General features: G+C 71.0%; 23 protein-coding genes. 11 read left to right on the top strand and 12 right to left on the bottom strand.

All coding sequences use genetic code 11. The annotated features are described in order from the left end of the window. Positions 1 to 5: 5 nt before the first annotated feature. Positions 6 to 614 (bottom strand): TetR/AcrR family transcriptional regulator, encoded by a 609-nt coding sequence (locus tag LUU90_RS08720; protein ID WP_275002990.1) that lies wholly within the window; start codon positions 612 to 614, stop codon positions 6 to 8. Positions 615 to 717: 103 nt separating this feature from the next. Between LUU90_RS08720 and LUU90_RS08715 the strand changes: the two genes are divergently transcribed. Together LUU90_RS08715 and aztD are read left to right on the top strand one after the other, a co-directional pair. After that, positions 718 to 1,590, top strand: a complete 873-nt coding sequence (locus LUU90_RS08715) for an alpha/beta fold hydrolase (protein WP_275002989.1) — start codon at positions 718 to 720, stop codon at positions 1,588 to 1,590. Positions 1,591 to 1,726: 136 nt separating this feature from the next. Continuing rightward, positions 1,727 to 3,007, top strand: a complete 1,281-nt coding sequence (gene aztD / locus LUU90_RS08710; protein ID WP_275003222.1) for a zinc metallochaperone AztD — start codon at positions 1,727 to 1,729, stop codon at positions 3,005 to 3,007. A gap of 135 nt (positions 3,008 to 3,142) precedes the next feature. Here aztD and LUU90_RS08705 read toward each other — a convergent pair whose 3' ends face one another. After that, positions 3,143 to 4,309: an epoxide hydrolase family protein gene (locus LUU90_RS08705; protein WP_275002988.1), complete on the bottom strand. Its 1,167-nt coding sequence runs from the start codon at positions 4,307 to 4,309 to the stop codon at positions 3,143 to 3,145. A 90-nt stretch (positions 4,310 to 4,399) separates the two neighbouring features. Between LUU90_RS08705 and LUU90_RS08700 the strand changes: the two genes are divergently transcribed. Next, positions 4,400 to 5,359, top strand: coding sequence for a helix-turn-helix transcriptional regulator (locus tag LUU90_RS08700; protein WP_275002987.1), 960 nt, complete (start codon positions 4,400 to 4,402; stop codon positions 5,357 to 5,359). Here the strand turns inward: LUU90_RS08700 and LUU90_RS08695 are convergent. Beyond that, complete coding sequence (locus LUU90_RS08695) at positions 5,271 to 5,738, bottom strand: MerR family transcriptional regulator (RefSeq protein WP_275002986.1); 468 nt, start codon at positions 5,736 to 5,738, stop codon at positions 5,271 to 5,273. The genes LUU90_RS08700 and LUU90_RS08695 overlap by 89 nt on opposite strands. 124 nt (positions 5,739 to 5,862) lie before the next feature. On the opposite strand from LUU90_RS08695, the gene LUU90_RS08690 reads away from it, so the two are divergent. Continuing rightward, entirely contained in the window at positions 5,863 to 7,359 is a 1,497-nt protein-coding gene (locus LUU90_RS08690) for a mannitol dehydrogenase family protein (RefSeq protein ID WP_275002985.1), read from the top strand. Positions 7,360 to 7,365: 6 nt separating this feature from the next. On the opposite strand, the gene LUU90_RS08685 is transcribed toward LUU90_RS08690, so the two are convergent. Continuing rightward, entirely contained in the window at positions 7,366 to 8,307 is a 942-nt protein-coding gene (locus LUU90_RS08685) for a sugar-binding transcriptional regulator (protein ID WP_275002984.1), read from the bottom strand. 187 nt (positions 8,308 to 8,494) lie between these two features. Between LUU90_RS08685 and LUU90_RS08680 the strand changes: the two genes are divergently transcribed. Genes LUU90_RS08680 through LUU90_RS08670 form a run of 3 tightly spaced genes read left to right on the top strand, consistent with a single transcriptional unit; the run spans position 8,495 to position 11,642 of the window. Continuing rightward, complete coding sequence (locus LUU90_RS08680; RefSeq protein WP_275002983.1) at positions 8,495 to 9,844, top strand: ABC transporter substrate-binding protein; 1,350 nt, start codon at positions 8,495 to 8,497, stop codon at positions 9,842 to 9,844. Next, complete coding sequence (locus tag LUU90_RS08675) at positions 9,841 to 10,788, top strand: carbohydrate ABC transporter permease (RefSeq protein WP_275002982.1); 948 nt, start codon at positions 9,841 to 9,843, stop codon at positions 10,786 to 10,788. The genes LUU90_RS08680 and LUU90_RS08675 overlap by 4 nt, the downstream gene beginning before the upstream one ends. A gap of 2 nt (positions 10,789 to 10,790) precedes the next feature. Further along, entirely contained in the window at positions 10,791 to 11,642 is an 852-nt protein-coding gene (locus LUU90_RS08670; RefSeq protein WP_275002981.1) for a carbohydrate ABC transporter permease, read from the top strand. 111 nt (positions 11,643 to 11,753) lie between these two features. Here LUU90_RS08670 and LUU90_RS08665 read toward each other — a convergent pair whose 3' ends face one another. Both LUU90_RS08665 and LUU90_RS08660 read right to left on the bottom strand, forming a co-directional pair. Continuing rightward, complete coding sequence (locus LUU90_RS08665; RefSeq protein WP_275002980.1) at positions 11,754 to 12,158, bottom strand: type II toxin-antitoxin system VapC family toxin; 405 nt, start codon at positions 12,156 to 12,158, stop codon at positions 11,754 to 11,756. Continuing rightward, entirely contained in the window at positions 12,151 to 12,405 is a 255-nt protein-coding gene (locus tag LUU90_RS08660) for a type II toxin-antitoxin system Phd/YefM family antitoxin (RefSeq protein WP_275002979.1), read from the bottom strand. The genes LUU90_RS08665 and LUU90_RS08660 overlap by 8 nt, the downstream gene beginning before the upstream one ends. Before the next feature lie 201 nt (positions 12,406 to 12,606). Here LUU90_RS08660 and LUU90_RS08655 point away from each other — a divergent pair, with 201 nt between their 5' ends. After that, entirely contained in the window at positions 12,607 to 13,104 is a 498-nt protein-coding gene (locus LUU90_RS08655; protein WP_275002978.1) for a nitroreductase/quinone reductase family protein, read from the top strand. A gap of 18 nt (positions 13,105 to 13,122) precedes the next feature. On the opposite strand, the gene LUU90_RS08650 is transcribed toward LUU90_RS08655, so the two are convergent. The 3 genes from LUU90_RS08650 to LUU90_RS08640 are packed head-to-tail and all read right to left on the bottom strand — an operon-like array spanning position 13,123 to position 15,196. Beyond that, positions 13,123 to 13,935 carry an anti-sigma factor gene (locus tag LUU90_RS08650; RefSeq protein WP_275002977.1) on the bottom strand — a complete coding sequence of 271 codons (813 nt, stop codon included), beginning with the start codon at positions 13,933 to 13,935 and terminating at the stop codon, positions 13,123 to 13,125. After that, entirely contained in the window at positions 13,932 to 14,456 is a 525-nt protein-coding gene (locus tag LUU90_RS08645; protein ID WP_275002976.1) for a sigma-70 family RNA polymerase sigma factor, read from the bottom strand. Before LUU90_RS08645 ends, LUU90_RS08650 begins: the two co-directional genes overlap by 4 nt. Positions 14,457 to 14,512: 56 nt before the next feature. Beyond that, complete coding sequence (locus tag LUU90_RS08640; RefSeq protein ID WP_275002975.1) at positions 14,513 to 15,196, bottom strand: YceI family protein; 684 nt, start codon at positions 15,194 to 15,196, stop codon at positions 14,513 to 14,515. 411 nt (positions 15,197 to 15,607) lie between these two features. Between LUU90_RS08640 and LUU90_RS08635 the strand changes: the two genes are divergently transcribed. Next, on the top strand, positions 15,608 to 16,096 hold the full coding sequence (locus tag LUU90_RS08635) for an SRPBCC family protein (RefSeq protein ID WP_275002974.1): 489 nt from the start codon (positions 15,608 to 15,610) through the stop codon (positions 16,094 to 16,096). A gap of 312 nt (positions 16,097 to 16,408) precedes the next feature. After that, positions 16,409 to 17,074 (top strand): DUF429 domain-containing protein, encoded by a 666-nt coding sequence (locus LUU90_RS08630; protein ID WP_275002973.1) that lies wholly within the window; start codon positions 16,409 to 16,411, stop codon positions 17,072 to 17,074. 14 nt (positions 17,075 to 17,088) lie between these two features. Here the strand turns inward: LUU90_RS08630 and LUU90_RS08625 are convergent, their stop codons facing one another. Together LUU90_RS08625 and def are read right to left on the bottom strand one after the other, a co-directional pair. Continuing rightward, a complete protein-coding gene (locus tag LUU90_RS08625) occupies positions 17,089 to 17,754 on the bottom strand; it encodes a class I SAM-dependent methyltransferase (protein ID WP_275002972.1) in 666 nt (221 codons plus the stop codon). 44 nt (positions 17,755 to 17,798) lie between these two features. After that, entirely contained in the window at positions 17,799 to 18,371 is a 573-nt protein-coding gene (gene def, locus LUU90_RS08620) for a peptide deformylase (protein ID WP_275002971.1), read from the bottom strand. Positions 18,372 to 18,488: 117 nt separating this feature from the next. On the opposite strand from def, the gene LUU90_RS08615 reads away from it, so the two are divergent. After that, positions 18,489 to 19,379, top strand: a complete 891-nt coding sequence (locus tag LUU90_RS08615; protein ID WP_275002970.1) for a 1-aminocyclopropane-1-carboxylate deaminase/D-cysteine desulfhydrase — start codon at positions 18,489 to 18,491, stop codon at positions 19,377 to 19,379. Here the strand turns inward: LUU90_RS08615 and LUU90_RS08610 are convergent. Next, positions 19,376 to 20,224 carry a LysR family transcriptional regulator gene (locus LUU90_RS08610; RefSeq protein ID WP_275002969.1) on the bottom strand — a complete coding sequence of 283 codons (849 nt, stop codon included), beginning with the start codon at positions 20,222 to 20,224 and terminating at the stop codon, positions 19,376 to 19,378. The genes LUU90_RS08615 and LUU90_RS08610 overlap by 4 nt on opposite strands. Between the last annotated feature and the right edge of the window lie 6 nt (positions 20,225 to 20,230).

Here is a 20,230-nt window from a genome sequence, read left to right as displayed (position 1 = left end):
TACGGCTACTCCTCGATCATCCGGTCGATCATCCGGTCGAGGAGCCGGTCGAGGAGCTCACCGACGCGCTCCTCGGCACCGTCGTCGACCAGGAGCGTCTGGGCCAGACCGCTCGTGCCGGCCACTATCAGCTCGGCGTCGAGCTCGGCGGTCCGCTGACCCGCCGCGTCCCCGCGGGCCCGGCGCAGCTGTTCGGCGATCGCCCCGACGAGAAAGCGCGGGGCGCCCAGCGTGTCCTCCGCGGCGACGTCGGGACTGGTCAGCGCGGCGGCGTGGAACGAGTTCAGGACGATCGTGTCCCGCCTCCGTTCGGCGTCCGCGGGCAGCAGCTCGGTGAGGATCGCGCGAATGACCTCGCGCGGGGCGGGGGCGGGGCCGAGGGTGCTCAGCCGTTCGGTGAACCGCCTGCCTGCGTCGGCCACCACCGCCTGGTGGGTGGCGAGCAGGACCTGCCGCTTGGTGCCGAAGTAGTACTGCACCAGCCGCACCGAGATGCCTGCCTCGGTGGCGACCGACTGGAAGGTGGCCGCCCCCAGGCCGTCGCGGGCGATGACCCGGCGTGCGGCGCTCGTGATCTGCGCCCGCCGCTGATCGTGGTCGGCCAGCTTCGGCATGTGGTCCCGCTCCCTCGTGTGCGGACGACCGGTCCGGCCGTCTTCATGGTATGTGCACACCATCATAAGTGATATGTTCATACCACCAAGATGAGGAGGGTTCATGGCCAGGATCGGAAGGTTCAAGAGCGACGCGGCGCGAGAGGCCTACCTGCGCACCTACGCGGCGATGGCGGAGCTCTGGCCGGTCCCGGCGACGCTGGCGGACGTCCCCACGCCGTTCGGGTCCACGCATGTGCGGCGGTCCGGCTCCGGAGACGGGGTGCCGCTCGTCCTGCTGGCGGGCGTCCTCGGCAGCAGCCTGCACTGGCACCAGATCGTGGAGGGGCTCGCGCGGGATCGTGCCGTCTACGCGCTGGACACCCTCGGGGCGGCCGGGCGCAGCGTCCAGACCGCGCCGCTCGCGCGCGACGCCGACTACGGGGCCTGGTTCGCGGCCGTGCTGGACGGGCTCGGGCTGGACCGTGCGCACGTGCTGGGGGAGTCGTCCGGTGCCTGGCATGCGACCCTGGCGGGCCTGCACGCGGCGGACCGCGTGGCGAGCGTGTCCCTCATCGAGCCGAACGGGGTGTTCGTGAAGATCCCCTGGCGCGCCCTGCTGAAGGTGGTCCGGTTCGGCGGTGACACGAGCGACGAGGGCTGGCGCAGGATGAGCGAGTGGCTGACGCCCGGCGTCACCATGTCCGACGTCGAGAGGGCGAACGCGAAGGCCGCCCAGGGCTACCGGATCGCGGGCGGCTGGGCGCGCCCGCTCAAGGATGCCGAGCTGGAGTCGTTCGTCCCGCCGCTCCTGGCGGTCCATGGCGGGGCGTCGGTGGTCTCGCGACCGCTCGCCGCGCAGCGCCGCCTTGCCGAGCGGCTGCCGGCTGCGGAGGTCGAGATCTACCCCGAGACCGGACACGGCGTGCGCGGGCAGATCCCCGACCTCGTCACGGCCCGGGTGGTGGATTTCCTGGCGCGGCACGACGCCGGCTGACGTTCGGGCGGCCACCGCTCATGAGCGCTGTTTGAGAATCGTTCTCATCTCTGGTTCACTCTCCCTCAGTACCGAGAATGATTGTCATTCTAGAAGGAAGGAGCGGGTGGTCCCGACCGGACCGCCCGACCAGATGATGAGAAACCACACCACTCGCACAGCCGCAGGCCTGGGTGCCGCGCTGTCCCTGCTCCTGCTGAGCGCCTGTGCGGCCGAGGGTGACGCCTCCGGCTCCGCCTCGGAGTCACCCTCCGGTTCCGCCTCGGCCGACGAGCACGAGGCGCCCGACGCCACCGAGGTCCAGGCGCGCACGCCGCGCGTCGCGGTCACCTACGACGGCGGTGTGCTCGTGCTGGACGCCCAGAGTCTCGAGCCCGTCGGTGACATCGAGCTCGAGGGCTTCAACCGGCTCAACCCGGCCGGGGACGAGCGCCACCTGATGGTCTCGACCGCCGGCCAGTTCCAGGCCCTCGACCTGGGTACCTGGGCCGACGCCCACGGCGACCACTCGCACTACTGGACGACCGAGCCCAGCCTCACCGACGTCGCCTACGACGCCGCCGAGCCCGGCCACGTCGTGGTCCACGAGGGCCGCACCGCGCTCTTCGACGACGGCACCGGCGTGGTCCGCGTGCTCGACTCGGAGCATGTGGCCGACGCCGACGCCGCGGCGCGTGAGTACACGACGCCGTCGGCCCACCACGGTGTGGCGGTCGAGCTGACCGACGACACGCTCGTGGTCTCCGAGGGTAACGAGGACGCCCGCACAGGGATCCGGGTGCTGGACGGCGACGACAAGGAGATCGCCGCGTCCGACGAGTGCCCCGGGGTGCACGGCGAGGCGGTCGCCGCCGACGAGGCCGTGGTGATCGGCTGCGAGGACGGTGCGGTGGTCTACGCGGACGGCGAGATCACGAAGGTCGAGGCGCCCGACGCCTACGGCCGCATCGGGAACCAGGCCGGTACCGAGGCGTCACCGATCGTCCTGGGCGACTACAAGACGGACAAGGACGCCGAGCTGGAGCGTCCCACGCGGATCTCGCTGATCGACACCCGCAACGGGGAGCTCGAGCTGGTCGAGCTGCCGTCGTCGTACACCTTCCGGTCGCTCGCGCGGGGTGATGACGGCGAGGCCCTCGTGCTCGGCACGGACGGTCAGGTCCACGTGATCGATCCCGAGTCGGCGAAGGTCACGAAGTCGATCCCGGTGATCGACGAGTGGGAGGAGCCCATCGAGTGGCAGGAGCCGCGGCCCGCGATCCTGGCCCTCGACGGCTCCGTGTACGTCACCGACCCGGCGACCGACTCCATCCACGCGGTCGACGTCGAGACGGGCGAGGTGTGGGAGTCGGCCGAGATCGGCGTCACGCCGAACGAGCTGAGCGGCGTCACGGGCGGCGAGGCGCACAGCCACTGAGGCGGGCGCCGGTCGAAGCGCCGGACCCTGCTGGTCGAGCTGAACCCCCGCTGGTCGAGCTCGTCGAGACCTGGATCTCGACAAGCTCGTCCAGCGGGGGTTCGGCTTGATCAGCGGGTGTCGGCGCTCCCTGGCTCAGGCCGCCGCGAAGAACGTCCGCAGGTCCTGGACCACGAGCTCCGGCACCTCCATGGCCGCGAAGTGGCCGCCCTTCGGGTACTCGGCCCAGTGCTCGATGCGGGCGTTGTCGCGCTCGGCCAGGGATCGGATGGTCTGGAAGTCGTCGGCGAAGACCGCGACGCCGATCCGGCCCGTGCTCACCACGGGCTCCGCGCCCGAGCGCTGCTCGGTGTAGTGGTAGCGCACGGCCGTGGCCGAGGTGTTGGTGAGCCAGTAGAGGCTGACCTGGGCGAGGACCTGGTCGAGGGAGACCAGGCTGGTCCCGTTGCCGAAGTTCTCGAACAGCTCGCTGTAGGCGAGCTGCGCCACCGGCGAGTCGCTGAGCCCGGCTGCGATGGTCTGGGGCCGTGAACCGTTCATCGCGTTGTACCCGCCCACGCTCTGGAACCACTGCATGTGCGCCAGGGCGGCGAACTCCTTCGGGCCGAACCCGTCCATCTCGCCCTCCGCACCCGACGGGAACGAGAAGAGCTGCAGCAGGTGGGCGCCGAGAAAGCCCTCGGGGTCGAGCACCGCGAGCTCCCGGCCGATCAGCGTGCCGGCGTCGCTGCCGTGCGTGCCGTAGGAGTCGTAGCCGAGCCGGCGCATCAGCGTGTCCCAGGTGCGGGCGACGCGGGCCATCGTCCAGCTCCCGCCGTCGGCCGGCTCGCTCAGCGGGGTGCTGAAACCGAAGCCGGGGATGGACGGCACGACGACGTGAAACGCGTCCTCGGCGCGCCCGCCGTGCGCCACCGGGTCGGTGAGCGGGCCGATCATGTCGAGGAAGTCCAGGAACGAGCCCGGGTAGGTGTGCGTGAGGACCAGCGCCCGCGCGCCGGGCTCTGCCGAGCGGACGTGGAGGAAGTGCACGGTCTGCCCGTCGATCTCGGTGCGGAACTGGGGGAACGAGTTGGCCCGCTCCTCGACCGCACGCCAGTCGAAGCTCGTGCGCCAGTGGTCGACCGACGCGCGCAGGTACGACTCAGGCGTGCCGTACTCCCAGGAGTCGCCGGGTGCGGCCGGGGCGAACCGGGTGCGGGCGAGGCGGTCGGCGAGGTCGTCGAGGTCGGCCTGCGGGATCGCGATGCGGATCGGGCGGATCGTGTCGTCGGTGGCGGCTGCGGTGTTCCTCGTGGTCTCCATGTCTCCGACTCTACGGAGGGTTCAGGAACGGTTCTTTCCTCTATTCTGGGCACCGTTCGAGGAGTTTCCGGAGCATCGCGAGGAGTCACCATGGCGACGACGGCGGGGCGCCTGCTCGCCCTCCTGGGCCTGTTGCAGTCCCGGGCCGAGTGGTCGGGGGCGGAGCTCGCGGAACGGCTCGACGTCACCGACCGGACCGTGCGCAACGACGTCGCCCGCCTCCGTGACCTGGGCTACCCGGTCGACAGTGTTCGCGGGCCGGGCGGGCGCTATCGCCTGGGCGTGGGTGGCAAGCTGCCCCCGCTGGTGCTCGACGACGAGGAGGCGGTCGCCATCGCGGTCGGGCTGCGGGCGGCGTCCGCCGTCACCGGCATCGAGGAGAGCAGCGCCCGCGCCCTCGGCAAGCTGGAGCACGTGCTGCCCGACCGGCTGCGCCGTCAGGTGGCCGCGCTGCGCGACGCCACGAGCGCCGGTCCCGTGAACACGGACAGCAACGTGGACGATCCCGCCGTCGACCCCGCGCTGCTGACCGGCCTGGCCGCCGCGATCCGCGACCACCAGGGGTTGCGCTGCTGGTACCGGTCCGAGCCGCTGGAGGTGGAGCCGGCCCGGCTCGTCTCCTGGCAGCGCCGGTGGTACCTCGTCGGGCGGGACGTCGGCTCGGGGCAGTGGCGGCCGTTCCGCGTGGACTGGCTGGAGCTGCGCACCCCGGGCGGACGGCGGTTCGTGCCGGCCGACCCGCCGTTCGACCTGACCGAGTTCGTGGTGCGCGAGGTCGCGCGGACGGGCTGGGCGGTGCACGCCCGGATCCTCGTGCACGCACCGGCCTCCGACGTGCTCGCCCGCATCAACCCCGCCGTGGGCACCGTCGAGCCGGTCGACGACCGGACGAGCGTGCTGGTCACCGGCGGGGACAGCCTGGAGGCGGTGGCCGTGTGGATCGGGATGCTCGGGATGGACTTCACCGTGCGTGAGCCGCAGGGGCTGATGGACCACCTGGCCGCGCTGTCCCGGCGCTACGCGGAGGCCGTCGGCGGGTGGCACGGCTGAGCTCGATGACTGTCGTGAGCCGATCGCGGGTCTCGGCGAGCTCGTGCAGTCGCTCGTCGATCCGGTCGCGCTCGGCGGCGAGGAGCTCGAGCATGTCGGCCGAGGCCATGCCCGAGTCCATGCACGGCATGATGTTGCTGACCGCCTTGCTGTTGAGCCCGGCGCTGTACAGCAGCTGGATCAGCCGGACCCGGTCGACGGCGTCCTCCGCGTAGTAGCGCTGGCCGGCGGGTGAGCGCTCTGAGGCGAGCAGGCCCTGCTCCTCGTAGTACCGCAGCGCCCGCACGCTGACGCCCGCCCGCGCGGCGAGCTCGCCGATCCGCATCGTCGTGTTCTCCATGTCCCTCGCCTCGTGCTCGCCCTGTGCCTCTGACGTCAACGTCAGATCCTACGGCGTCGATACCCAGGCGAGCAGGGCTCCCGCTCATCTGTGACCAGCGTGCCGCTCATCTGTTAGCCTGGCCGGACGTTCAACGGAGTCTGAAGGGCGGCGGAGGAGCACGATGACGGCACTCGACGAAGAGACCGTGGGCAGCCTGGTGGCGTCCGCACCGAGCGGCGCGGAGCTGACGGTCCCCACCTATGACCGGTCCCGGCTGACGACGGGCATCGTTCATCTCGGGGTGGGCGGGTTCCACCGGGCGCACCAGGCGATGTACCTGGACCGGCTCATGGCCGAGGGCAAGGCGCTGGACTGGGCGATCTGTGGTGTCGGCGTGCTCCCCGGTGACGCGCGGATGCGCGACGCGCTGACCTCGCAGGACGGTCTCTACACGATGGTGCTCAAGCACCCGGACGGGCGCCTGGAGGCGCGCGTGATCGGGTCGATCAAGGAGTACCTGCTCGCTCCCGACGACCCGGAGATGGTGCTGGAGAAGATGGCGTCGCCCGAGGTCCGCATCGTCTCGCTGACGGTCACCGAGGGCGGGTACAACATCCATCACGTGACGGGCGAGTTCGACCTGGACGACCCGGCGGTCAGCGCGGACCTGGCTGACGGCGCCGTGCCGGCGACGACGTTCGGGCTGGTCACCGAGGCCCTGCGTCGTCGGCGGGACCGGGGTGTGCCGCCGTTCACCGTGATGAGCTGCGACAACATCCAGGGCAACGGCGAGGTCGCGCGGCGTGCGTTCACGACGTTCGCCCGCGCCAAGGGCGCGGAGCTGGCGGGCTGGATCGAGGACAACGTCGCGTTCCCGAGCTCCATGGTCGACCGGATCACGCCCGTCACCACGGACGCCGACCGCGCGATGGTCGCGGAGCGGTTCGGCATCGACGACGCCTGGCCCGTGGTGGCCGAGCCGTTCGAGCAGTGGGCCCTGGAGGACAGCTTCCCGACCGGCCGGCCCCCGTTCGAGGACGCCGGCGTGCAGGTCGTGGCCGACGTCGAGCCGTACGAGCTGATGAAGCTGCGCCTGCTCAACGCGAGCCACCAGGCCCTGTGCTACGTCGGCTACCTGTCGGGGTACCGGTACGCGCACGAGGTCGCGGGCCAGGACGTGTTCGCCCGCTTCCTCCGTGGCTACATGGATGCCGAGGCCACGCCCACGCTGGAGCCGGTGCCAGGGATCGACCTGGACCTGTACAAGCGCACGCTGATCGAGCGCTTCGCGAACCCGCACGTTGCTGACACCCTGGCCCGGCTCTGCGCCGAGTCGTCGGACCGCATCCCGAAGTGGCTGCTGCCGGTGGTCCGCCACCACCTCGCCAACGGTGGGCCGATCGAGCACGCGGCGCTCGTCGTCGCGTCCTGGGCCCGGTACGACGAGGGGATCGACGAGGCGGGCGAGCCCATCGAGATCGTCGACCGCCTCGCCGACCGGCTGCACCAGGCGGCCCTCGCGCAGAAGTCCGACCCGCTCGCGTTCCTTCGCGACCGCGAGGTGTTCGGCGACCTGGTCGACGACGAGCGGTTCACCGCCGCCTACACGGCAGCGCTTGAGTCGCTGCACGAGAAGGGCGCCCGCGCCACGGTGGAGGAGCTGGTGGCCAGGAGCTAGGTCCGGCTACTCCAGCAGGGACTCCAGCGCCGTCGCCGCGGCGTCGTCGACCACCAGGGTGTCGACGACGCCGCCGGCCACCGCGGCCACCAGGCCCGGCGCGACAGCCGCGCCGTAGCCGATCGCGATGACCTGGGGCGTGGCGACGAGCTGTTCGAGCGTCACGCCCACCACACGCTCGTCGAGGCTCGTCCGGACCGGGCGGCCGGCGGCGTCGAACAGACGGCCCGAGCACTCGGCGATGGCGCCCGCCTCCGTGGCCGCGCGCTGTTCCTCGGGGCTGATCTGCGGGTACACCGTGGAGGTGCGGTCGGACCAGTGGCCGATCGCGACGACCGCGACATCCAGGTGGTCGGCCCGCGCCAGGGCGTCGGCGATCTCCGGCTGCCGGCGCATCCCGGCGGCGGTGGCGGCGTCGGCCACGAGGAGCGGCGACCAGACCGGCCAGGTCCGCACGCCCGGCATCTGCTCGAACGTGTTGATGAGCGCCAGCGAGTTGCCGCTGCCCTCGACGGGCAGCGCCCCGACCAGCTGGACGACGTCGCACTGGGGGAGCCGCCCGATGTGCCGCACCGCTGCCTCGACGGTGCGCGACCACGACACGCCGACGGTCGCACCCTCGGTGATGTGCTCGCGTGCGGCGTGCGCGAGCTCGACGGCGACGTTCTCGCGGGTGGTCGCGATGTCCTCGCCGCTGGCGGCGATGAGGATCTCGCGCAGGCCGAGGCGGGCGGCGAGGCGGGCACCGCGCTCGCCGTCGACCCGTGGCGCGGTGATCTCGATGCGGACCACGCCCTGGTCGCGGGCCTGCGCGAGCAGGCGCGCCACCTGGAAGCGGGAGATGCCGCGGTGGCGGGCGATCTCCACCTTCGACTTGCCGTCGAGGTAGTAGTCGGTGCTCACCTCGACCAGGAGGTTCGGGATGAGGTTCGAATCGGGATGGGTCACCTGCGTCCTCACTCCCGCAGGTGGCAGCGGGAACGGTTGAGCGACTATTGAGCGGGGGCCTTGCTCACCTGAGCATACCCAACTAGTCTGCGGATGCAGATGAGCAAGTCATATTCTCAAATGAGCGCGGCGCGGATGTCGTGCCGAGGAGAGGACGAGGATGTTCCGACCTCCGAGGGGTACTTCGGTGAGAGCGACGCTGGCGGCCACGACGGCCGCCGTCGCACTGGCCCTGACCGGCTGTGCCGGGGCGGGCGCCGTGGGCGGCGGTGACGGTGAGCAGATCGTCGTGGCCATCGTGTCCAACCCGCAGATGCAGGACGCGATCTCGCTGCAGGACGAGTTCCGCGCCGCCCACCCCGGGGTGGACGTGCGGTTCGTGTCGCTGCCGGAGAACGAGGCCCGAGCCAAGATCACGGCATCGGTCGCCACGGGCGGCGGCGAGTTCGACGTCGTCATGATCTCCAACTACGAGACACCCATGTGGGCCGAGAACGGCTGGATCGAGAACCTCCAGCCGTTCATCGAGCGCACCGCGGGGTACGACGCCGAGGACTTCGTGCCCAGCGTCCGCGAGGCCCTCTCGCACGAGGGCGACATGTACTCCGTGCCGTTCTACGGCGAGTCGTCGTTCCTGGCCTACCGCACCGACCTGTTCGAGGAGGCGGGACTCGAGATGCCCGCCAACCCGACGTGGGACGACGTGCGCGAGCTGGCCGCCGAGCTGAACGCGCCGGAGGAGGACTTCTCCGGCATCTGCCTGCGCGGACTGGCCGGGTGGGGCGAGGTGATGGCTCCGATGAGCACCGCGATCAACACGTTCGGTGGCGGCTGGTTCGACGAGGAGTGGAACGCGACGCTGGACTCCCCGGAGAGCCGGGAGGCCATCGAGACCTACATCGACACCCTGCGGTCCTTCGGCCAGCCGGGCGCCGCGACGTCGGGCTTCGGCGACTGCCTCACGCGGTTCGCCCAGGGCCAGTCGGCCATGTGGTACGACGCGACGTCGATGGTCTCGTCGGTCGAGGACCCGGCGTCGTCGACGGTGGCGGGCAAGGTGGGCTACGCCCCCGCGCCGGTCGCCGAGACCGACTCGGCGGGCTGGCTCTACAGCTGGTCGCTCGCGATCCCGTCGACGAGCGAGCACAAGGATGCTGCCTGGGACTTCGTGTCCTGGATGACGGACAAGGAGTACATGAAGCTGGTCGGCGAGGAGATCGGCTGGGAGCGGGTACCCCCGGGCAGCCGGCTGTCGACCTACGAGCTGCCGGAGTACGCCGAGGTCTCCGAGGCCTACGCGGACGCGACGCTCGAGTCGATGAACGGGGCCATGCAGGAGTCCGCGATGACGCACGAGGTGCCGTACCCCGGCATCCAGTTCGTCGGGATCCCCGAGTTCCAGGACCTCGGTACGCGCGTCGGTCAGCAGATGTCCGCGGCGATCGCGGGGCAGATCACGGTGGACGAGGCGATCGCGCAGTCTCAGCGCTACGCCGAGACCGTGGCGGAGACCTACCAGGCGGAGGAGGGGCAATGAGCACCTCGACCATCGACCGGCTCGAAGGCTCGCGCCGGGCGGCGCGCACCGAGGCGTCCGATCGGACGATCAGCCGGGCGGAGGGCTGGCGCCGTCGCGGCCCGCTGCTGCCGGCGCTGATCTTCACGATCATCGTCACGCAGCTGCCGTTCGTCCTGACGATCTGGTACTCGCTGCACTCGCGGAACCTGCTGCGTCCTGAGTCCGACCTGTTCGTCGGCTTCTCGAACTACCTCGACATCGCGCGCGACTCGACGTTCCGCCAGACCGCGCTGAACTCGGTGGTCATCACCCTCGGCTGCGTGCTGGTGGCGATGGTCCTCGGGATCGTGCTCGCGCTGCTGCTGGACCGCCCGTTCTTCGGGCGCAGCGTGGCACGCACGATGCTCATCACGCCGTTCCTGGTGATGCCGGTGGCGACGTCGGTGCTGTGGTCCGTCGCGCTGCTGAACCCGACGTACGGCCTGTTCAACTGGACCCTCGGCCTGTTCGGTCTCGAGGCGGTCGACTGGACGTCGACCTACCCCGTGATCGCGATCCTGATGGCCCTGGTGTGGCAGTGGACGCCGTTCATGATGCTGCTCGTGCTCGCCGGCCTGCAGGCGCAGCCGAAGGACGTGCTGGAGGCGGCCTCCGTCGACGGCGCGGGCACCTGGCTCACCTTCCGGCTGATCACGCTGCCGCACCTGCGCCGGTACATCGAGCTGGGCGTGCTGCTGGGCATCATCTACGTGGTCAACACGTTCGACCAGATCTACCTCATGACGGCGGGCGGGCCCGGTACGGCCAGCGCCAACCTGCCGTTCTACATCTACCAGCGCGCCTTCCTCGGGTTCGACGTCGGACAGGCCGCCGCCATGGGCGTCGTCGTCGTGATCGCCACGATCATCGTGGCCTCCGCCGCGCTGCGCCTGATCTTCCGTAGCTTCGAGGTGAAGGAGTGACCATGTCTGTCGCTACCCCCGCGGTCACCCCGCGCGCGACGAACCGTCGCTTCTCGAGCGGCTTCCTGACCACCGTGACCTGGCTGCTCGCTATCGGGTTCTTCTTCCCGGTCGCCTGGATGGCCATGACGGCGTTCAAGCAGGAGAACCAGGCTGCCTCCGACCCGCCGACGTGGTTCTTCGCGCCGACGCTCGACCAGTTCCGGGCAGTGCTCGAGGGCGGGTCGATGGTCTACGTGGGCAACTCGGTCATCGCGACCGGTGTCTCCACGGTCCTGGTGCTGCTGCTCGGCGTCCCGGCAGCGTACGCGCTGTCGATCCGGCCCGTGAAGAAGGTCAGCGACGTGCTGTTCTTCTTCATCTCGACCAAGATGCTGCCGGTCGTGGCGGTCATCGTGCCGATCTACGTGGTGGCCGGGCAGCTCAAGGTGCTCGACAACATCTGGACCCTCGTGGTCCTGTACACCGCGATGAACCTGCCGATCGCGGTGTGGATGATGCGGTCCTTCTTCATCGAGGTGCCCGGCGAGGTGCTCGAGGCGGCGTCCATCGACGGCGCGGGGCTGATGCGCACCATGCGGTCGGTGCTGCTGCCGATGGTGGCGCCCGGTATCGCGGCGACGGCGCTCATCTGCGTGATCTTCGCGTGGAACGAGTTCTTCTTCGCGCTCAACCTGACGGCGTCCCAGGCGGCGACCGTGCCGGTGCTCATCGTGTCGACCATGACGAGCGAGGGCCTGTTCCTCGCGCGGCTCTGCGCGGCGGCCCTGCTCGCTTCGCTGCCCGTGATCCTCGCGGGCTGGATCGCGCAGAAGCAGCTGGTGCGCGGCCTGTCGATGGGCGCGATCAAGTAGCGCGGCTGCGGTGACGGCCCGCTGACGTCCGCTCGCATCGACCACTCGGAGTGGGCGATGCGAGCGGGGGCTGATCCCGACGCAGCGGAGCCGCCTGCTCTGGTTCAGATCTCAGACGGTCGTGACGTCGATGAGCTTCTCGAGCCCGACGAAGTCGTCAGGGTTCCGGGTGATCACCGGAAGGCCTTCGGCGAGTGCGACCGATGCGATGAGAAGGTCCGCGAGCCGGCGGCGAGGCGTGCGCCCCTGGGCGACGACCGCGGCGTAGACCCTGGCGTAGCTTCGGGCCGCCTCCAGGTCGAACGGGATCGGGTCGAATGCTGATTCGGTTCGCTGGAGCCGGTCCTGACGTCGGGCTCGCTCGTCGGCATCGGTCGTCGCGGCTGGTGCTGCCGCCAGCTCGGCCAGCGTGATCGCGCAGATTGCGACCTCGAGCGGGAGATCAGAGGCTGGAATGGTCTCCAGGTCGATCACCACCGATGTGTCCAGGAGGCCCTGAGCCAGGCGCTCAGCCACGGGGCTCGATGTCCTGGTCCACGTACTCGTCGATGTCCTCCCGGACGGAGCTCCAGTCGAGCTTCGGTGCGTGGCGGAACATCTCCACGGCCGCCTGGGCGGCGACGAAGCGCTGGCGCCTCAGGGGGCGCAGCTCGCCAACCGGATGACCGTTGCGGCTCACGATGAAGGTGTGCCCCTCGTCGAGCGCGCGCATGATCCGCCCGCTGTCGTTTCGCAGCTCGCGCTGGCTGATCTGCTCCGTCATACCCGCAACCGTAGCATCTTGTGCTACAGCTAGCCAGGGTTCAGATGGCGTCGTGCAGGCGCGGCATCGTGCGGGCTGCGCCGCGCGTCCTGATCTTGCCCGTAGCCGCGGCGGGACGGGATCCCTACCCTGGGTAGAGAAGGCTTGCCGGCGTGAGCAGGGCACCGGGCAGGCGACCCGCTCCGATGGCCGGAGGCCAGCGTGTCGAACGAACGCAAGTCAGCCGAGAGCACGTCCGAGCCGCGGGTCCCGCCGCGCTGGTTCGTCCGCACGATGTGGAGCCTGCACCGTGGCGTGTACCGGATCTCGGCGGGTCGGGTGGGCCTCCGCCGTCCGCGCGGCCGCAACTGGGGAATGCTGCGCCTGACCGTCACCGGACGCAGCACAGGGCGCGAGCACAGCGTGATCCTCGCCTACCTCGAGGACGGCCCGAACCTCATCTGCCTGGCCATGAACGGCTGGGCCGAGGGCGAGCCGTCCTGGTGGCTCAACCTGCAGGTGCACCCCGAGGCCACCGCGGACCTGGCCGACGGGTCCCGGTTCGTGCAGGCGCACGCCGCGCAGGGCGTCGAGCGTGAACGTCTGTGGGCCAGGTGGCGGGAGATCGACGCGAACCTCGACGCCTACGCCGCGCTCCGGTCGACCGAGACGGCGGTGGTCGTCCTGGAACCGCGACCGGAGCCCCGGCGTCTGTCATAGCGTCTGTCGTAGCGGCCGTCATAGCGTCGCCGACGCGAGCGCTTCCTCCTGCCCGTCGAGGGTGATCTCGATCCGGTCCACCTCGGTCAGCGGTACGGCCGACGATGCGTCGAGGCCCGTCGTCGTGCCACCCGACCAGGACCAGGTGCCCGCGACGGTGCGCGCTCCGTCCTGGCCGACCAGCACGAGCTCGTACGTGATCGGCTCGGCCGGCGTGTAGCTTCCGTCGGGCTCTCGCTGCCCGGGTACCGGCGGGTAGTGGCAGCTCCAGCGAAGGCTCGTGCCCCACGTGGTGGGGGTGACGACCAGCTCGGCGCGCATGTCGGCGTCGCCCACGGGGCGCAGCTCGACGGTGCGGGCGCCGGCCACGGTGGCCGACGGGGGCGTCGTGCCCGCGCCGTCCGGCGACCCGAAGAGGCCGTTGTCGGCGAGCACCGTCCCACCGATCGCCCCCGCGGCCACCAGGGCCGACGCCGCGACGGCCAGCAGCGACCGGCGTCGGGTGCGAGACCTGCGGGCCGCGCCGGCGAGGCTCGCGAGGGACACCGCCGGTGCAGGTTCGGGACTGGCGTCGTGCGGGGCGGACCTGTCGCCGTCGGGCAAGCCGGTTCCGGGTGCCTCCGCGACGAGTGCCTCCGCGTGTCCTGCCGTCAGTGTGCTCAGGAGCCCCGGCATGCCGGCGAGCTCGGCGACGGCGGCACGGCACGCGGCGCACTCGGCCAGGTGCCGTTCGTAGGCGCGCCGGTCGCTCGGGCTCAGGGCACCGAGCACGTACGCCGCATCCCACTCGGCGTACTGGTCGCCGCAGTGTCCTCCCTCGGCCGGGATCATGGGGTAACTCCTTTCTCCTGCAGGGCCAGGCGCAGCGCGCGCAAGCCGTAGTGCAGACGCGACTTGACCGTGCCGGGCGCGATGCCCAGCTCGGTCGCGAGCTCGGCCACCGAACGGCCGCCGTAGTAGGCGCCCACGACGACCGCCCGGTGCGCCGGGGAGAGCGACACCAGCGCGTCGGCGACGAGCCACGAGTCGAGCAGGGCCTGCGTGGTGTCCCGCTCCTCACGGTCGGGGACGTGACCGGTGGCCCGCTCGCGGGTGCGCCGGGCGCTGCGGAGGTGGTCCACCGTGAGGTTGCGCGCGACGGTGAACAGCCAGGCGCGCACGGCCTCCTCGGACCGTTCGAGCACCTCGGGGTGCCGCCACGCACGCAGCAGGGTCTCCTGCACGACGTCGCGTGCCTCCTCCTCGTCGCCGGTGCGACGCACGACGTACCGGTAGAGCGCACCGGCGTGCGTGTCGTGCACCGCGGCGAGGAGCTGGTCCTCGGCACCCGCCGGCGGGTCACTCGTGGTCACGTCCCGTCGCCTCCGGGTCCTGGTCGCTTCTCGTGGGAGCTGTGGGTTGCTGGTCGTTACTGTCCCGGCTGGAGCTGCAGCGAGAACTCGATGCTGCCCTCATCCTCCACCGTCACGAACCCGAGCGACGGGGCTTCGACGTCGAAGTCCGCGAACGTGATCGGGATGCTGCCGATGACTTGCACCGGGTCGCCGCTGGTCGCGTCGCCCGCGACCTCCGCCTCGAACGTCGCGGGTTGCGTGACGCCGTGGACCGTGACGTCGCCCGTGAGCTCGACGGAGGTGGCGCCCTCCTCGATCGGCGCCGGCTCGGTGAGCTCGAACGTCGCGGAGGGGAACTTGCCGACCTCCAGCGCGGTGTCCCGGAAGTAGCCGTCGCGGTTGGCCTCGTCGGTCGCCACGGTCGTCATGTCGACCTCGATGTTCGCCTCGGAGATGGAGCCGTCGGCGACCGTCACGGCGCCGGTGACGTCCTCGGTGCGTCCGGTGACCGTCACGTCCTCACCCTGCAGCACCTCGTCGACGCGGTACCCGGCGAACGACCCGTCGCTGACCGTCCACGTGCCGGCCGCCGCCTCGGCGTCGGGCAGGGGGACCGCCGACGACTCCAGGGTGGGTGCGTCCGCCGCGGCCTCGTTGGCCCAGTCCGCGTACAGGCCCGGCCCGAAGATCGCCGCCGCCCCTCCGACCACGACTATTGCCGCACCGACACCGACCGCCACCTTTGTCCCTCTGCGCACGTCCGCCCCTCTCGTTCGCAGGCCGACCCGTTGCCGGCCTCTGCTTCTCACTACGGGTGAACGGCGGGATCGGTTCAATCGGGTTCGAAAACTGGGTCGCGGCGCGGCGCGGCGCGGCGGGGCGGGGCGGGGCGGGGCGGGGCGGGGCGCAGCGCGGCGAGTTCGGTCGGTCGTTTGACCGATCTCACCGACTTCGGTCCGTTGATGCGAGATCGGTCAATCAACCGACCGATCTCAGGTCAACCGACCGATCTCACGTACGCGTGATGACATCGGACCGAACGAGGCCGCCCGGGCCAGGTCGGTGGGCGAGCCCGGCGTCGGCCGATGAGTCTTGGCCCTGCCGCGCGTCGGTACGGACGAGGCCCGCACCCCGCGCCCTCTTCCGGAGTGCCTTCCTGGAGGCAGCACATGACTGACACGACGTACGACGTCGACGTGACGCGCGAGTTCGACGGACCGGTCGAACGGGCCTGGGAGGCCTGGAGCACGCCCGACGGGCTGCGGTCCTGGTGGGGCCCCGGCCCGTTCACCTGCCCGGCCGCGGAGGTCGACCTGCGCGTCGGCGGTCGCGCGCTCCTGGTGATGCGCGCACCCGCGGAGTTCGGCGGCGGGGACCAGTGGTCCACCTGGGACTTCACGCTCGTCGAGCCCCTGCGCCGCATCGAGTACGTGTTCAACTTCAGCGATGCGGACGGCGTCCGGCAGCCTCCGCCGATGGAGGGCGTACCCGCGGACGGTCGGCACGAGGTCGAGTTCACCGACCTCGGGGGCGGACGCAGCCGCCTCCACATGGTCGAGCACGGTTACTCGACCGCTGAGGCTCGCGACATGTCGCAGCAGGGTCTGGAGGCGTGCCTGGACAAGATGGCCGCGAGCGTGGCCGGGCCGGGGTCCTGAACGGTCCGGGCTCCCGTGCAAACCCCTACTCTGCGGGGTGTGTTGCTGTGGGTAGACACTGTCCACCCACAGCAACACACCCCGCAGAGTAGGGGTCTACTCGGGGCGCTCGACCTAACCGCGGCGAGGGCCACACTGAAATAACGTGGGGGCGCATGACGATCTGGCCTCCACGGCCAGTTCCGATCACCCATAACCGCACCGGTAGGTCGGTGTCTAACTTGGGGACGCTCGAACCCCATCGAGCTAGGACCGGCGTGCCCGGGTGCCGGGCCGGGCGGGGCGGCGGACCATGGGTTGATGGTCCGGGTGATGGGAGTCGACGCCGCGGGAAAGAACTGGGTGGCGGTCGCGAGCGACCTGCGCGCTTACGCGGCTCCGACGCTCGTCGAGCTGCTTGCGGCGTCCGATGCTGATGGCCTTGTCGAGGTGGTGGGTATCGACATCCCGATCGGGCTGCCGGACGGACCTCAGCCCAGGCAGGCCGATGTACGAGCACGGGCGGCTGTCGGCCCGCGGTGGCGTTCGGTGTTCATGACGCCTCCTCGGGCTGTGCTGGCGGCGATGACCTATCAGGCCGCCTCCGAGGAAGCCCTGCGGGTGATGAGCAAGGGGATCAGTCGGCAGGCGTGGGCTCTGGCGCCTCGGATCCTCGAGGTGGACGAGGTCGTCCGATCGTCGCGCCGTCAGATCGTGGAGGTGCATCCCGAGCTGTCGTTCACCGTTCTGGCGGGCCGATACATACCGGCGGCGAAGTCGACGTGGGCGGGCCTGGAGGACCGGCGCCGCCTCCTTGCGGACGGAGGCTTCGTGCTGCCCGCGGATCTCGGTAATGCGGGGCTGGTGGCAGGGCCGGACGACGTTCTCGACGCCGCCGTCGCCTGCTGGAGCGCGCGGCGCGTGGCCGCGGGCGAAGCAAAGCGGTATCCCGAACAGCCGGAGCACCTCGACGGAATCGACGTCTGCATCCACGCATGACGTGAGTCCGTGGCTCAGGGCCGCTGGAACTCCGCGCGCCAGAGCCCGAGGCGGCCGGGGACGCCGGGGACCGCGAGCTCCTCGATCGACACGGCCGACAACCCATCCTTACCGAACGCCTCGATCTCCGGCCGGGTCAGCGGCCAGGGTGGACCGTCGTCGTCCGCCTGCGCGGCGATCGCCTGGACCGCCAGCAGTGTTCCACCCTGCGCGACCAGCGAGCGGACGCCGGCGGTGAGCTCGTCACGCACGCTGCGGTTCACGGCCTGGACGGTGTAGATCTCGACCACCAGGTCGAAGGTGCCGATCCACGCGTCCGGTGGGTCGAGCAGATCACCGACGGCGTAGGTCACCGCCGAGCCGCGGTTGCGGTCGCGGGCGGCGGCGACCGCTGTGGGGGAGATGTCGAATGCCGTTGTCTCGTAGCCCAGCCGGGACAGGTGCTCGGCATCGGCCCCGAGGCCGCAGCCGACGACCACAGCGGTGCCGTCCGCCGCGCCCGGAGCAGGGGCACCTGCCCACGAGGCGAGCGCCGGGTGCGGGTCGTCCCGGTCCCACGGCATCGTGACGTCACCGTCCTTGGCGGACGCCCAGAGCTGCTCGAACCACCCGGTCGGGTCGGTCGGGTCAGCGTTGCCGAGCCGCGCGGTCTCGGACTGCCAGGTACGGGGTTCGGCCACGGCGTCGACCCTAGTGACGGGCAGATCCGCCCACAAGGTGATCGCTAGCGGCCGGCGGCCGGCTCCGGCCGGTGGTGGTCGAGGTAGTTCTGGGCGGTCGTGAGACTGGTCAGGTCGGACATGCGGTCGAGGTACACGAGACCGTCGAGGTGGTCGATCTCGTGCTGGACGACGCGGGCGGTGTAGCCCGTGAACTCCCTGGTGATCGTTTCCCCGGCGTCCGTCGTGTACCGGACGGTGATGCGTTCCGCCCGCGGCGTCAGGCCCAGGTAGCCCGGCACGCTGAAGCAGCCCTCCCAGTCGAGCGTCGTCTCGTCGGAGCGCTCGACGACTACGGGGTCGAGCAGCTGGATCAGCCCTGTCTCGGGACGGTCGGGGAAGACGTCCGTCTTGCGCACCTCCACGATCGCCGCCCGGACCGAGACGCCGATCTGCGGTGCGGCCAGGCCTGCGCCGTTGAGCTCACGGAGGCGGGTGACCAGCGTCGCGAGCAGAACTCCGGCGTCGGCCGTGCCGATGGCAGCGGTGGGCGCCTTGAGCCGTGGGTCGCCGAGCGTGACGACGCCGTCGTCGGCGGCTCCATCGATCCAGGCGCTGTTGCTGCGGGGGAGGGTCATACGGGGTCCGTTCCTTCGGTCGCGAGATCAGGTGGTGCGGTCGAATCGTCCTCGGGAACCGGGCCGAGAGCCAGCCGACGTCGCCGAGCGGCGTCCGCCCCGTGCCAGACTGCCGACATGCCCGGGCCTGCGCTGCTGCTCCCGTCGCCCGTCGAGGTGCTCGACGACGTGCGCCTGGACGCGGCCGGCGTGCGGCTCCTGCTCAAGCGGGACGACCTGATCCACCCGGAGCTGCCGGGCAACAAGTGGCGCAAGCTCAGGTTCAACCTCGAAGCCGTCAGGACGGCGGGTGTCACGACGTTGCTGACGTTCGGCGGCGCGTACTCCAACCACATCCGGGCCGTCGCTGCCGCGGGAGCGCTGTTCGGGTTCGAGACCGTCGGCGTCATCAGGGGTGAGGCGCATGATCCGCTGAACCCGTCGCTGCAGTTCGCCGTCGACCGCGGGATGCGCCTGACGTACCTCGACCGTCAGACCTACCGGCGCAAGACCGAGCCTGCCGTGATCGACCGGCTCCGCGAGCAGCTCGGGGACTTCTACCTGATTCCCGAGGGCGGCAGCAACGCCCTGGCCGTGCGCGGCTGCACCGAGCTGGTCGAGGAGATCACCGAGAACTTCGACATCGTCTGCTGCGCCGTCGGCACCGGCGGCACCCTGGCCGGCCTCGCGGCCGGGCTGGCGCCGCACCAGCGGGCGCTCGGGTTCTCCTCGCTCAAGGGCGGGGGCTTCCTGTCCGACGACGTCGCCGCGCTCCAGCGGGCCGCGCTCGGTGAGGCGACCGGCAACTGGGAGATCGAGACCGGCTACCACTTCGGCGGGTACGCGAAGTTGACGCCTGAGCTGATCCGGTTCGTCGACGACTTCGAGGGGCGCCACGGTGTGCGGCTCGACTGGGTCTACGTGGCCAAGATGATGTGCGGCCTCTTCGACCTCGTGGCGCAGGGCCGGTTCGCAGCGGGGACCACGATCCTCGCCGTGGTCACCGGCCCGCCGGGGCCTGAGGCCTAGAGGCCGGTCGCCGAACGGACGAGTGCGGCGACAGCCTGGGACCGGCTGCTTGCGGGCCAGGCGAGGACCGTGGTGATCTCCGGCGCGTCGACCACGGGCACCGCGACGTGCTCGGGCCACTGCCAGGCCCGGCTGGAGGCGGGGATCACGAGCAGCGTCTTGCCGAGCGCCACGAGCTGAGCCAGCTGCGACTGGGTGTGCACCTCCGGTCCGGGCCCGTCCGGGTAGGTCCCGTCGAGCCGGGGCCAGCGAGCGATCGGCAGGCCGGGCACATCGGCGACGTCGGCCAGGGTGAGCTGCTCGCGGGACGCGAGCGGGTGTCCCGCGGGAACGATCGCCACCTGGCCCTCGGTGCAGAGGACTTCCGTGTCGAACCCGGAGAGGTCGTCGACCGGGCGATGCATGAGCGCCACATCGGCGCGACCGCTCCTGAGCAGTCCCGCCTGCTGCCCGACCTCGCACAGGAGGACCTCGACCGGGGGCACGCCGGGTTCGCTCGCGGCCTTGGCCAGCAACCGTTGCAGCAGCTCGTGGGACGCGCCGGCCTTCGTCGCGAGCACCAGGTGTTGTGTCGGATCGGCGGCCCGCTGCGTCCGGTGCGCTGCGGCCGTGACCGCATCGAGGGCTTCGCGCGCCTCGCGGAGCAGCACGCTGCCGGCCTCGGTCAGGGCCACGCCCCGTCGGTTCCGGTCGAGGAGGCGGACGCCGAGCCGTTGCTCCAGCTGGCGGATCGCGCGGGAGAGGGGCGGCTGCGCGATCCCGAGCCGGTCCGCGGCCCGGCCGAAGTGCAGCTCCTCGGCGACGGCCACGAAATACCGAAGCTCACGGGTCTCAAGATCGCGCACGTACGC

This window comes from Promicromonospora iranensis, assembly GCF_028994775.1.
In the GTDB taxonomy this organism is placed as follows: Bacteria; Actinomycetota; Actinomycetes; order Actinomycetales; family Cellulomonadaceae; genus Promicromonospora; species Promicromonospora iranensis_A.
The sequence above is the reverse complement of the archived record's forward strand: the minus strand, read 5'-3'. Positions and strand labels throughout refer to the sequence as shown.